12 protein-coding genes are annotated in these 12,260 nt (G+C 72.0%); 5 read left to right on the plus strand and 7 right to left on the minus strand.

Annotated elements, in window-relative coordinates:
* Positions 1-67 precede the first annotated feature (67 nt).
* From ACIHEJ_RS09980 to ACIHEJ_RS09995, 4 genes are all read left to right on the plus strand, one after another.
* Positions 68-910, plus strand: coding sequence for a nitrilase-related carbon-nitrogen hydrolase (locus tag ACIHEJ_RS09980; protein WP_400133704.1), 843 nt, complete (start codon positions 68-70; stop codon positions 908-910).
* A 27-nt stretch (positions 911-937) separates the two neighbouring features.
* Positions 938-2,341 carry a dihydropyrimidinase gene (hydA, locus tag ACIHEJ_RS09985; RefSeq protein WP_400133706.1) on the plus strand — a complete coding sequence of 468 codons (1,404 nt, stop codon included), beginning with the start codon at positions 938-940 and terminating at the stop codon, positions 2,339-2,341.
* An 11-nt stretch (positions 2,342-2,352) separates the two neighbouring features.
* The gene (locus tag ACIHEJ_RS09990; RefSeq protein WP_400133708.1) at positions 2,353-3,372 is read left to right on the plus strand and encodes a TIGR03842 family LLM class F420-dependent oxidoreductase; all 1,020 of its coding nucleotides are present in this window, start codon (positions 2,353-2,355) and stop codon (positions 3,370-3,372) included.
* Between the two features lie 120 nt (positions 3,373-3,492).
* Positions 3,493-5,022 (plus strand): NCS1 family nucleobase:cation symporter-1, encoded by a 1,530-nt coding sequence (locus tag ACIHEJ_RS09995; protein ID WP_400133710.1) that lies wholly within the window; start codon positions 3,493-3,495, stop codon positions 5,020-5,022.
* Between the two features lie 19 nt (positions 5,023-5,041).
* Here the strand turns inward: ACIHEJ_RS09995 and ACIHEJ_RS10000 are convergent, their stop codons facing one another.
* The 7 genes from ACIHEJ_RS10000 to ACIHEJ_RS10030 form a co-directional block, all read right to left on the minus strand.
* Positions 5,042-5,728 carry a hypothetical protein gene (locus tag ACIHEJ_RS10000; RefSeq protein WP_400133712.1) on the minus strand — a complete coding sequence of 229 codons (687 nt, stop codon included), beginning with the start codon at positions 5,726-5,728 and terminating at the stop codon, positions 5,042-5,044.
* Between the two features lie 129 nt (positions 5,729-5,857).
* Entirely contained in the window at positions 5,858-6,382 is a 525-nt protein-coding gene (locus ACIHEJ_RS10005; RefSeq protein WP_400133714.1) for a hypothetical protein, read from the minus strand.
* Entirely contained in the window at positions 6,379-6,915 is a 537-nt protein-coding gene (locus ACIHEJ_RS10010; protein WP_400133716.1) for a hypothetical protein, read from the minus strand. Before ACIHEJ_RS10010 ends, ACIHEJ_RS10005 begins: the two co-directional genes overlap by 4 nt.
* A complete protein-coding gene (locus ACIHEJ_RS10015) occupies positions 6,893-8,176 on the minus strand; it encodes a WXG100 family type VII secretion target (RefSeq protein WP_400133718.1) in 1,284 nt (427 codons plus the stop codon). The genes ACIHEJ_RS10010 and ACIHEJ_RS10015 overlap by 23 nt, the downstream gene beginning before the upstream one ends.
* 6 nt (positions 8,177-8,182) lie before the next feature.
* Positions 8,183-8,473: a DUF6317 family protein gene (locus ACIHEJ_RS10020; RefSeq protein WP_400133719.1), complete on the minus strand. Its 291-nt coding sequence runs from the start codon at positions 8,471-8,473 to the stop codon at positions 8,183-8,185.
* A complete protein-coding gene (locus ACIHEJ_RS10025) occupies positions 8,470-8,976 on the minus strand; it encodes an SAV_915 family protein (RefSeq protein WP_400133721.1) in 507 nt (168 codons plus the stop codon). Before ACIHEJ_RS10025 ends, ACIHEJ_RS10020 begins: the two co-directional genes overlap by 4 nt.
* Positions 8,977-9,164: 188 nt before the next feature.
* Positions 9,165-10,229, minus strand: a complete 1,065-nt coding sequence (locus tag ACIHEJ_RS10030) for a biotin/lipoate A/B protein ligase family protein (protein WP_400133723.1) — start codon at positions 10,227-10,229, stop codon at positions 9,165-9,167.
* 140 nt (positions 10,230-10,369) lie between these two features.
* Here ACIHEJ_RS10030 and ACIHEJ_RS10035 point away from each other — a divergent pair, with 140 nt between their 5' ends.
* Positions 10,370-12,184 carry a gamma-glutamyltransferase family protein gene (locus ACIHEJ_RS10035; RefSeq protein ID WP_400133725.1) on the plus strand — a complete coding sequence of 605 codons (1,815 nt, stop codon included), beginning with the start codon at positions 10,370-10,372 and terminating at the stop codon, positions 12,182-12,184.
* The last annotated feature ends 76 nt before the right edge of the window (positions 12,185-12,260 follow it).

Consider the following 12,260-nt stretch of genomic DNA (forward strand, 5'->3'; position numbering starts at 1 on the left):
CGCTGCCCGTCGAGGCGGCCGTCCGGGCTTTCTACGCTCACCGCACACCGAGCTACCGGAGGCCTCGATGAGCCGAGTGATCCGTGCCGCCCTGTTCCAGACCGCCTGGACCGGCGACAAGGAATCCATGATCCAGGTCCACGAGCAGGCGGCCCGCGACGCCGCCGCCCAGGGCGCCCAAGTCCTCTGCTTCCAGGAGCTGTTCTACGGCCCCTACTTCTGCCAGGTCCAGGACAAGGCGTTCTACGAGTACGCCGAGCGCATCCCCGACGGGCCCACCGTCCAGCGCTTCCGGCGCCTCGCCCGCGAGCTGGGCATCGTCCTCGTCCTGCCGATGTACGAGGAGGAACAGCCGGGCGTCCTGTACAACACCGCCGCCGTGATCGACGCGGACGGCTCCTACCTCGGCAAGTACCGCAAGACCCACATCCCCCAGGTGCAGGGATTCTGGGAGAAGTTCTACTTCCGCCCGGGCAACAGCGGCTGGCCCGTCTTCGACACCGCCGTCGGCCGGATCGGCGTCTACATCTGCTACGACCGCCACTTCCCGGAAGGCTGGCGGGCGCTCGGCCTCGCCGGTGCCGAGATCGTCTTCAACCCCTCGGCCACCTCCCGCGGCCTGTCCCGCTACCTGTGGCAGCTGGAGCAGCCGGCGGCGGCCGTCGCCAACGAGTACTTCGTCGGCGCGATCAACCGGGTCGGCGTGGAGGACCTGGGCGACAACGACTTCTACGGCACCACCTACTTCGTGGACCCCGAGGCCCAGTTCGTCGGCGAGGTCGCGAGCGACAAGGAGACCGAACTCGTCGTACGCGACCTGGACCTGGCCAGACTCCGGGAGGTCCGCGACCGCTGGCAGTTCTACCGCGACCGCGCGCCGGGGGCGTACACACCGCTGACCGCACCCTGACCAGAACCGAGTGACCGAGGGAGCAGCATGAGCAGCCGTACCGTGATCCGCGGTGGTCTCGTCATCACCGCGTCCGACGAGGTCCACGCCGACGTGCTGATCGAGGACGGCCGCATCGCCGCCCTCGCCGCCTCCGGCACCCCCGCGGCCGGGGCGTTCACCGCCGACAGGGTCATCGACGCCACCGGCAAGTACGTCATCCCGGGCGGCGTCGACGGCCACACCCACATGGAGATGCCGTTCGGCGGCACCACCGCCGCCGACACCTTCGAGACCGGCACCCGGGCCGCCGCCTGGGGCGGTACGACCACGATCGTCGACTTCGCCGTCCAGAGCGTCGGCCACACCCTGCGCGAGGGGCTGGACGCCTGGCACGCCAAGGCGGAGGGCACCTGCGCGATCGACTACGCCTTCCACATGATCGTTTCCGATGTGAACCAGGAGACGCTCAAGGAGATGGACCTGCTGGTGGAGGAGGGCGTCACCTCCTTCAAGCAGTTCATGGCCTACCCCGGCGTCTTCTACAGCGACGACGGGCAGATCCTGCGCGCCATGCAGCGCGCCGCCGAGAACGGCGGGCTGATCATGATGCACGCCGAGAACGGCATCGCCATCGACGTCCTGGTCGAACAGGCCCTCGCCCGGGGCGAGACCGACCCGCGCCACCACGGCGAGGTCCGCAAGGCCCTGCTGGAGGCCGAGGCCACGCACCGCGCCATCCGGCTCGCCCAGGTCGCCGGCGCCCCGCTGTACGTCGTGCACGTCTCGGCCGCGGAGGCGGTGGCAGAGCTGGCCCGCGCCCGGGACGACGGGCTACCCGTCTTCGGCGAGACCTGTCCGCAGTACCTGTTCCTGTCCACCGACAATCTCGCCGAGCCGGACTTCGAGGGCGCGAAGTACGTGTGCAGCACGCCGCTCAGGCCCAGGGAGCACCAGGCCGCGCTGTGGAAGGGCCTGCGCACCAATGACCTCCAGGTGGTCTCCACCGACCACTGCCCCTTCTGCTTCACCGGCCAGAAGGAGCTGGGCCGCGGCGACTTCTCCAAGATCCCCAACGGCCTGCCCGGGGTGGAGAACCGCATGGACCTGCTCCACCAGGCCGTCGTCGACGGGCACCTCACCCGGCGCCGCTGGATCGAGATCGCCTGCGCCACCCCGGCCCGCATGTTCGGCCTCTACCCGAAGAAGGGCACCCTCGCGCCGGGCGCCGACGCGGACGTGGTGGTCTACGACCCGCACGCCGAGCAGGTGATCTCCGCCGCGACCCACCACATGAACGTCGACTACTCGGCGTACGAGGGCAAACGGGTCACCGGCCGCGTGGAGACGGTCCTCTCGCGCGGCGAGGTCGTCATCGACCGGCGGGAGTACACCGGACGCGCCGGGCACGGCGTCTTCACCCCGCGCTCCACCTGCCAGTACCTCGACTAGGAGCGTCCACCATGGACTTCGGACTCGTCCTGCAGACCGACCCGCCGGCCTCCCGTGTCGTCAGCCTGATGAAGCGGGCCGAGCGCAACGGCTTCCGCTACGGCTGGACCTTCGACTCCGCCGTGCTCTGGCAGGAGCCGTTCGTGATCTACAGCCAGATCCTCGCGAACACCACGAAGCTGAAGGTCGGCCCGATGGTCACCAACCCGGGCACCCGCACCTGGGAGGTCACCGCCTCCACCTTCGCCACCCTCAACGACATGTTCGGCAACCGCACCGTCTGCGGCATCGGCCGCGGCGACTCGGCGATGCGGGTCGCCGGCCGCACACCCAACACCCTCGCCCGGATCAGCGAGGCGATGAAGGTCATCCGCGCCCTCGGCCGGGGCGAGGAGGCCGACCTCGGCGGCACGAAGATCCGGTTCCCGTGGATCAGGGAGGGTGCCGAACTCCCCGTCTGGATGGCCGCGTACGGTCCGAAGGCGCTGAAGATGACCGGCGAGGAGGCCGACGGCTTCATCCTCCAGCTGTCCGACCTGTATCTGACCGAGTACATGGTCAAGGCCGTCAAGGCCGCCGCGGTCGCCGCCGGACGCGACCCGTCGGAGGTCACCGTCTGCGTCGCCGCCCCCGCCTACGTCACCGAGGACGACTCGCCCGAGGCGCTCGCCCACGCCCGTGAGCAGTGCCGCTGGTTCGGCGGCATGGTCGGCAACCACGTCGCCGACCTGGTCGCCCGGTACGGCGAGCACTCCGCCCAGGTCCCCGAGGAACTCACCGAGTACATCAAGGCCCGCCAGGGCTACGACTACTCCCACCACGGGCGCAGCGGCAACCCGGACACCCGGTTCGTGCCGGACGAGATCGTCGACCGGTTCTGCGTCATCGGCCCGCCCGCGCAACACGTCGAGAAGCTGAAGGCGCTGCGCGCGCTGGGCGTCGACCAGTTCGCGGTGTACGACATGCACGACGCGCAGGAGGCCACCATCGACGCCTACGGCAGCCAGGTGATCCCCGCCGTCAACTCCTGACCCCGCGTACGAGTTCGAGAGCCCCCCACGCCCCTCCTGGTCTCCCCTCCCCGCCGTCCCGGGGAGGGGGCTGGTGCCCGCAACGGCCGTTCCCGATCCCTCTCCCCGATTGGCCAGCCCATGACCGACACCGCTCCCACGGCCATACCCCACTCCGGCCAAGTCACCCTGCCCGACGGGCGCGTGGAACTCGCCCCCGGAACACCGCCGCCCAGCGGCCCGTACGCCAACGACGACCTGCTCCCCGTCCCGGTGGCGCAGCGCACCTGGACGACGTACAACTTCTCCGCGCTGTGGGTCGGCATGGCCCACAACACCGCCTCCTGGACCCTGGCCTCAGGGCTGATCGCGGTGGGCATGGACTGGAAGCAGGCCGTGTTCACCATCGCCCTCGCCAACCTCGTCGTGCTGGTGCCGATGCTCCTGACCGGGCACGCGGGCCCCAAGTACGGGATTCCCTTCCCCGTCTTCGCCCGCGCCTCCTTCGGCATACGCGGCGCCAACCTGCCCGCCGTGGTGCGGGCGTTGGTGGCGTGCGGCTGGTTCGGCATCCAGACCTGGATCGGCGGCGAGGCGATCTACTTCCTCGCCGGCAAGCTGATCGGTGACGGCTGGTCGAACGCGGCGCACGTCGGCGGCCACGCCTGGACCATGTGGCTGTCGTTCGCGATCTTCTGGGTGATCCAGGTCGCCGTCATCCACCGCGGCATGGAGACCATCCGCCGGTTCGAGAACTGGGCCGCGCCGTTCGTGATCGTCGGCGCGCTGGTGATGCTGGCCTGGATGAGCGGCAAGGCCGGCGGCGTCGGCCCGCTCTTCGACCAGCCCTCGAAGCTGGGCTGGGGCGGCGAGTTCTGGAAGCTGTTCTGGCCCTCTCTGATGGGCATGATCGGTTTCTGGTCCACGCTGTCGCTGAACATCCCCGACTTCACCCGCTACGGCAGGAGCCAGAAGGCGCAGACCCGGGGCCAGGCCCTCGGCCTGCCGACCACGATGACCCTGTTCGCGTTCCTGTCGGTCCTGGTCACCTCCGGCTCGCAGGCGGTGTACGGAAAACCGGTCTGGGACCCGGTGCAGCTGGCGGCGAAGACGGACAACGTGGTGGGCCTGCTCTACGCCCTCGTCACCGTCCTGGTGGCCACCCTCTCGGTGAACATCGCGGCCAACCTGGTCTCCCCGGCCTTCGACTTCTCCAACGTGGCGCCGCGGAAGGTGAGTTTCCGCACCGGCGCCCTGATCACCGCCGTTCTCGCCGTGCTGATCTTCCCGTGGAAGCTGTACTCCGACCCGCAGGGCTACATCTTCACCTGGCTCGGCCTGGTCGGCGGACTGCTCGGCACGGTCGCGGGCATCCTCGTCGCCGACTACTGGATCCTGCGCCGCACCCGGCTCGACCTGGCCGACCTCTACCGCACCGGCGGCCGGTACTGGTACGCGGGCGGCTGGAACTGGCGGGCCGTCGTCGCCTTCCTCGCGGGCGGTGTCCTCGCCGTCGGCGGTGCCGGATTCGAGCCGCTGATCGACGGCCGCCCGATCCCCGCCCTGGCCCCCCTCGCGGACTACGGCTGGGCGGTCGGCCTCGGCACCTCCCTGGTGCTGTACCTGGCCCTCACCCTGCTGACCGGCCGCAGGGAGGCCGCCGCCGTCTAGGGCACGCAGGGGGCGGCGGTCAGCCGGACGTGCCGCCCCCCAGCGCCGACACCGCGGCCCGCGCCGCCTTGATGGCACCCTTGTTGATCTCGTCCGTGCTCGGCGCCTTCTTGGTCTCGAAGTCGCTGCCGTTGTAGGTGACGATCACCAGCGCGTTGGAGACGCGGGCCATCACCACGCCCTCGCGGGTCTGCTGCTTGTCCTCGGTGGTGAGGTTCACGACGGAGTAGGCGCTGTCCCCGAGTCCGGGCACGGCTCCGCCGCCGCTCTTCTCGGTGACCCGCTGCTGGTACTCCTTCTCCGCCTCCTGGTCGGAGGCGGCGACCTCGAAGGACACGTCGAGCCAGCGGTAGTCGTAGCCGTCCAGCGCGTTCCAGGAGCAGGTGCGGCGCAGATCGGTGTCCGTCGACGGGATCTCCTTGCCCGCCGTCTTCGCCCCGGGCACCAGGGACTTGACGGTCGCCGCGGGCACGCTGGGGCAGGGGGACGGCGCGCTGCTGTACGCCTTCGCCGCCGCGGTGGACGACGGGCCGGAGGAGGACGAGGTGGAGGAGGACGACTGGGTGGACGTCTTCTGGTCCGTACGGTGCCCGGCGGCCGCCGGCGACGCCGCCGGGCCGGACGAGAGCGACCAGCCGGCACAGGCGAGGACCACGACCGGCGTCAGTCGCACGGTGAGGGCGAGCGGCAGAGGAAGGGAGGGCACGGCGCACTTCTCGTGGGGGAGGGGGTACGGAAGGGGTCCGCGGGGTGGACGTGGGACGACAGTGTCACACGACTCCCTGTGGGCGGAAGCGGAAACTCGCAGCGTGGCCGCGCGGTCACGGGGGCGCGTTCATGACGTACTGCTCTGCCCGTTATGTGCCTCCAGCCAGCGGCGGGCGCCGACTTCACTCGGGTACGCGCGGACGGTGAGCATCGCGGCGAACCAGCCGACGCACCATGCGGCGAGCGCGGGCAGGACCGGCGCCGCGAGCAGCAGGGGGACGAGTCCGGCGCGGGACCAGTACCGGGCGCGGCCGGCCTCGGCCCGCTTCGCCGCGCGGAACGCGTCGGGCGCGGGCGGATCCAGCAGTCGTCCGCGGTGGTCCCGGCGCTGCCTGACCCACCCCTGGACCAGGGTCACGCAGGATGCGCCCGTCTGCACGGCGTCCCAGACCCGGCGCACCCCCGGCGGCAGGTCGCTGCGGGGGACGCCCAGGTAGAGAGTCAGCGCGATGTAGCAGAAGAAGGCCAGGACGGTGAGCAGGAAGAGGGCGCTGAGGCTGCGGCGCACCCAGTAGCGCGGGCCACGCCGGTACCAGGTGGTGCCGAGACCCTGCAAGGACGGGATCTCGACGGGAGTCGCGGTCGCCGTCATGCCCCGGACCTGTGCTGCTCCAGCCAGCGCCGGGCGCCGACCTCGCTGGGGTATTCGCGGACGGTGGTCCAGGCGAGCAGCCGGCCGACGATCCATGCCGCGAACGCCGGCATGACCGGAGCGGCGAGGAGAACGAGCCCGCGCCCCAGGGCGATCCGGCCCGGGACGCGCCTCGCCCGGTCGCGTTTCGCCTGGCGGACCTGGTCCGGAGTGGGGGGATCCAGCATCTCTTCGCGGTGGCTCCTGCGCTGCGCGAACCACCCCCACACCAGGGTCACGACCGACGCGGCCACCTGTACGCCGTCGCACACGACGCGGACGGTGGACGGCAGCAGGTCGCGGAACCCCAGGTACAGACTCACCGCGAAGAGGCCGAACATGGCCATGACGATCACGAGGAAGGCCGTGGTCCGTACGCGGCACAGCCAGTAGGGCACACCGCGCCGGTACCAGGTGCGTCCCAGCTTCGGCAGGGCGGGGACGGGAACGGTGAATCCGGGGGCCGGTGCCTCAGAAGATGCTTGTGACGCCATGCCAGACATCCTTTGCCAGTCGCTTTCCGTCGTCGACGGTCTCCGAGGCGACGTGCTCGGTGCCCGTCCACACGCCGCCGACCACCCCGTGGTCGTGGATGTCCTCGCTCCAGTGCTCGTGAAAGGCGTGGTCGAGCACGGAGGTCGCGACGACCACCGAGCCGACCCCGACCGCCGCGACGGCGACCGCACCCTCGACGGGCAGGGCCGCCGTGATCGCCGCACCGGCCGCCAGGCCGCCGAGGGCGACCCCGCCGTCGACGGCGACGGAGTGCTGCCAGGACCAGCCCTTGTCGTGGTCGTCCTTCGCCTCGATCAGACCGCAGGCCGCCGCCGCGGCGACGTCCAGCACCGGAATCTCCTTCAGGGCGTCCGGCAGCGCCTCCAGCCCCTTGCCCAGGCGCAGGGCGTCCGCGGCGTCCGCCAGCTTGACGTTCAGGGCACGGTCGTACGGCAGTTTGGTGCTGCCGTTGTCGGCGCGCGCGATGTCCTCCTCCAGCCCGTCGACCTTGGTGACCGCGTCGCGGTAGGCGCTCTTGGCGGGCAGGTCCTCGGGCAGCGCCTTGCCGGCCTTCTGGAACGCCTTGCGCTCCGCGCGGAGTTCCTTCTTGGCGGCCTGTGCCTCCGCCTTGGCCGCGTCGAGGTGCTTGCGGGCCTCGATGCCCCCGGCGCGGGCGTCCTCGGCGTCGTACGCGTACAGGCCGCGCAGCGCGTCGTACAGGGTGATCCTGTCGCCGGGGGAGACCGACCCGTCCTTCGACGTCACCTTGTCGTACAGCCCCTGCAACTGCTGCGCCGCCACCAGCCGCGCGTGCTGGGCGGTGTGCAGGATCTCGTTGCGCGCGGTGGCGTAGTCGTCCATCGCGGAGATGGTCTTCCGGTCGTCCGCGCTCGGCGGATCCGCCGTCATGATCGGGACCGGCGCACCCTTGGCGTCCGTCGCGACGCCCTTGCGGGCCGCGATGTGCTCCGCGTTCTGCAGGGACGTCTCGCACGTGGACAGCGCGCCCGCGAGCGTCTCGAGGATCTCGCCCGCCGCGTGCACCAGTTCGGCGAAGCCGCCGGCCGCCAGCGCGTCCTCGCTCCACCTGGCGCGGAAGGTCTCGGCCGCCTCGCCCTTCCAGCCCGCGTCGCCGACCAGCTTGTCGACGGTGCCGCTGAGCGGCTTGACCACCCCGTCGAGCTTGTCCTTGGCGTTCTTGTACGTCTCGGCCATCGTGCGCAGTCCGCCGATGTCGCCGCCGACCCAGCTGTCACCCATCGGCTCTCACCCCATCAGATCCTCGAAGGCGCCGTGGACGTCCACGTCGTGCCGGTGGAAGGAGTCCCGCGCGTACGCGACCTTGTCCCCGTGGTCGTCCATGCGGTCGGCCATGCCGGTGTGCAGGGCGATGATGAGGTCCGCGACCTCCTTGATCGCCGCGTCCAGTCCGGCGTCGCCACCGCTGACGACGGCCGGTGCCACGTCCGGGTGCAGCGTGCGGTAGTGACCCGCCTGGTCGTGGAAGGTCTTCGCCATGGTGGCGAGGTCGTCGTAGACCGCCTTGAAGTCGCTCACCCGCGTACCTCCCGTGCGTACGCGGCCAGTTGTGCCGGCCGCCAGTGGGGTTCGTCCGGCCTCGCCTGCGGGTCGAGGAGCACGGTGACGCCCTGTTCGCGCACGCCCTCCACGAGCGGGCCGAGCGAGGCGGCGACCCACGGCTGTGCCTCGCCCAGCGCGTCCGCCAGCTTCCGCGGCGTCGTGAACGCGAAGGCCACGGTGCCGTGGGCGGGATGCTCGAACAGCTCGAACATGACGAAGGGCACGCGCGCGGGGCGGCCGCCCCGGCCCGTGGACGCGACGGACCTCGGATGCGCCGGCACGCACACCGGCGTGTGATAGGCGGGCACACCCGGCCTGGGCCCGGGCCCGTCGTCCGCGGCCGGGCGTGGGGGCGGCGCGGCCTGCACGAGGTCGTGCAGCGCCGATCGGTGCGGCTGTCCGGCCGGTTTGGGGACGTCTCGTCCCGGCGGGTCCGGCTCGACGAGATCGGACAGGCGTGAACGTATCGGCGCGCCCACCGCCGTCACCTCTTCCCCGTGCTCGCGTGGTCGACAAGGCCCGACCACGGTAGCCACCGGTCAAGAGGGCAAATCCGGCTATGTCGGGGTGGAGTTGCGCCCGTACACGGAACTCATACGACCGCTTGGCCGAGCGCAGGCCAGCCCTTGACCTGTTGCTGAACCGGGGGCTGCGGCCGGGCCGGCCGCTACGGCACCCGCGCCGTCCACTCCGGGGAGCCGAACTTGGTCCGCGCGAGCTCCTGCGCCCGCGCCAGCTCCCCGTCCGTGATCCCGCCCCGGACGAGGCCGTACCGCGCCCGGAACGACGCGATCATCCGCTCGATGACCGCCTCGCGCGGCAGCCCGGTCTGCCGCCGCAGCGGATCGACCCGCTTCTTCGCGCTGGTCGTGCCCTTGTCGGACAGCTTCTCCCGCCCGATGCGCAGCACCTCGGTCATCTTGTCGGCGTCGATGTCGTACGACATCGTCACGTGGTGCAGCACCGCTCCCGGGCCGCCGCCCGGGCCGACGATCCGCTTCTGCGCCGCTCCCGCGATCTTGCCCTGGTCGGTCGCGATGTCGTTCAGCGGCTGGTACCAGGCCCGGATGCCCATGTCGCCGAGGGCGCCCAGCACCCAGTCGTCCAGATAGGCGTAGCTGTCCTGGAAGGACAGGCCCTGCACGAGGGACTCGGGCACGGACAGCGAGTAGGTGATCGTGTTGCCGGGCTCCACGAACATCGCGCCGCCGCCGGAGATCCGCCGCACCACCTCGATGCCGTGCCGGGCGGCGCCCTCCGGGTCCACCTCGTTGCGCAGCGACTGGAAGCTGCCGATGATCACCGACGGGGCGCCCCACTCCCACACCCGCAGCGTCGGGGGCCGGCGGCCCGCGGCCACCTCGGCCGTCAGCACCTCGTCCAGCGCCATGTGCAGTGCGGGCGGCTGCGGGGCCTCGTGGATCAGCTGCCAGTCGTAGTCCGTCCAGTCCGTGGCGCGCGCCAGGGCGCGGCGCACCGCGATCCCCACTCCCTCCGCCGTCAGCCCGTACATCACGGTCCCCGCGGGCAGCGCCGCCTCGATCCGCGCGGCCAGCCCCGCCGCGTCGGTGTCCGCCGCGGCGCCCTCCAGCGCGCCGTTCATCGCGTCCAGCGCCTCGTCCGGCTCCAGGAAGAAATCGCCCGCCACGCGCACGTGCCGCAGCACGCCGCCCTCGGCCTCGACGTCCACGACGACGAGCTTGCCGCCGGGCACCTTGTACTCACCGTGCACCGCCCGGTCCTTCCGTTCCGCTGCCGCACGAGATCAACGCCGCGGGTCGCCGCCGTGTTCCCCGGACGGTGATCACGCTCGTACGATCACCCGGAAGGGGCAGCCGCGCCCGATGCACCCGAGCCGAGGAGACGACGCCCGTGTTCACCACCCGGCCCACCCTGCAGGGCACCTTCGGCATGGTGTCCTCCACCCACTGGCTGGCCTCGCAGTCGGCGCTGGCGGTCCTGGAGGACGGCGGCAACGCCTTCGACGCCGCCGTCGCGGGGGCGTTCGTGCTGCACGTGGTGGAGCCGCACCTGAACGGGCCGGCCGGTGAGGTGCCGATCCTGCTCGCCCCGGCCGGCGGCGCGGTACAGGTGCTGTGCGGGCAGGGCGTGGCCCCGGCGGGCGCCACGGTCGCGCACCACCGCGGGCTCGGGCTGGACCTCGTCCCCGGCACCGGGCCGCTCGCCGCCGCCGTGCCCGGCGCCTTCGACGCCTGGCTGCTCCTCCTGCGCGACCACGGCACGAAGTCCCTGGGCGACGTCCTGAAGTACGCCATCGGCTACGCCGAGCACGGGCACCCGCCCGTGGAGAAGCTCGGCGCGACCGTGGAGAGCGTACGGGAGCTGTTCGAGACGGAGTGGACCTCGTCGGCACAGGTCTACCTGCCCGGCGGGCGGTCCCCCCGGCCCGGTGAGCGCTTCTGCAACCCCGCCCTCGCCGCCACCTGGAAGCGGCTGCTGGCCGAGACCGCGGGCAGCGGGGACCGGGAGGCGCGGATCGACGCCGCGCGCGCGGTGTGGCGCACCGGCTTCATCGCCGAGGCGCTCGTACGGCAGTCCCGGCGGCCCACGACGGACACCAGCGGCGCACGCCACACCGGCACGCTCACCGAGGCCGACCTCGCCGGCTGGTCGGCCACCTACGAGGCCCCGGTGACCTACGACTGGAACGGCTGGACCGTGTGCAAGGCCGGCCCCTGGAGCCAGGGCCCCGTCCTGCTCCAGCAGCTCGCCCTGCTCCCGCCTCAGCTGCCCGCGTACGGCTCCGCCGACTACGTCCACCTGCTGGTCGAGGGCTGCAAGCTCGCCATGGCCGACCGCGAGGCCTGGTACGGGGACGCCGCCGAGGTGCCCCTCACCGAGCTGCTGTCGGACGACTACAACGCCGGCCGGCGGGCCCTGATCGGCGCCGAGGCCTCCTTCGAGCTGCGGCCGGGCAGTCCCGGCGGACGCGTCCCGCGGCTGCCCGCACAGGCACACGCGCGCGTGGAGACCGGCGACCGCGCCTTCGACCCGATGGGCGCGGGCGAGCCGACCGTCGCGCGGCTCCCCGGGGAACCGCACGTGGCCGCCGACGGCACGACCCGCGGCGACACCTGCCACCTGGACGTCGTCGACCGCTGGGGCAACATGGTCGCGGCCACCCCCAGCGGCGGCTGGCTGCAGTCCAACCCGGTCGTGCCCGAACTCGGCTTCCCGCTCGGCACCCGCCTGCAGATGACCTGGCTGGAGGAGGGGTTGCCGAACTCCCTCACCCCCGGCCGCCGCCCCCGCACCACCCTCACCCCGTCCCTCGCGCTGCGCGACGGAGTGCCGGTCCTGGCCTTCGGCACGCCCGGCGGCGATCAGCAGGACCAGTGGCAGCTGCACTTCCTCCTCGCCGCGGCGCTGCGCGCCCCCGTCCGCGGCGCCCTCGACCTGCAGGGCGCCATCGACGCCCCGAACTGGCACACCGACAGCTTCCCCAGCTCCTTCCACCCCCGCGGGCGCCGCCCCGGCAGCGTGACCCTGGAGTCCCGGACAGAGCCGGAGGTGATCGAGGAGCTGCGCCGCCGCGGCCACGACGTCACGGTGGGCCCCGCCTGGTCCGAGGGCCGCCTGTGCGCGGTGGCCCGCGACCCGGGGACCGGCATCCTGTCGGCGGCCGCCAACCCGAGGGGGATGCAGGGGTACGCGGTGGGCCGTTGAGCGATCTTGCGGCACCCGCTGTTCATCCCGATTCCACCCGCTGTGCACCGGGCGCACGGGGGCTGTCAGTGGGGCG

This window comes from Streptomyces sp. NPDC052301, from assembly GCF_044593395.1.
Taxonomy (GTDB): Bacteria; Actinomycetota; Actinomycetes; order Streptomycetales; family Streptomycetaceae; genus Streptomyces.

Coding starts and splice junctions, on each gene's coding strand:
- ACIHEJ_RS10005 (WP_400133714.1), bottom strand. CDS start 6,382: ATGACGGCGACCGCGACTCCCGTCGAGATCCCGTCCTTGCAGGGTCTC.
- ACIHEJ_RS10010 (WP_400133716.1), bottom strand. CDS start 6,915: ATGGCGTCACAAGCATCTTCTGAGGCACCGGCCCCCGGATTCACCGTT.
- hydA (WP_400133706.1), top strand. CDS start 938: ATGAGCAGCCGTACCGTGATCCGCGGTGGTCTCGTCATCACCGCGTCC.
- ACIHEJ_RS09995 (WP_400133710.1), top strand. CDS start 3,493: ATGACCGACACCGCTCCCACGGCCATACCCCACTCCGGCCAAGTCACC.
- ACIHEJ_RS10015 (WP_400133718.1), bottom strand. CDS start 8,176: ATGGGTGACAGCTGGGTCGGCGGCGACATCGGCGGACTGCGCACGATG.
- ACIHEJ_RS09980 (WP_400133704.1), top strand. CDS start 68: ATGAGCCGAGTGATCCGTGCCGCCCTGTTCCAGACCGCCTGGACCGGC.
- ACIHEJ_RS09990 (WP_400133708.1), top strand. CDS start 2,353: ATGGACTTCGGACTCGTCCTGCAGACCGACCCGCCGGCCTCCCGTGTC.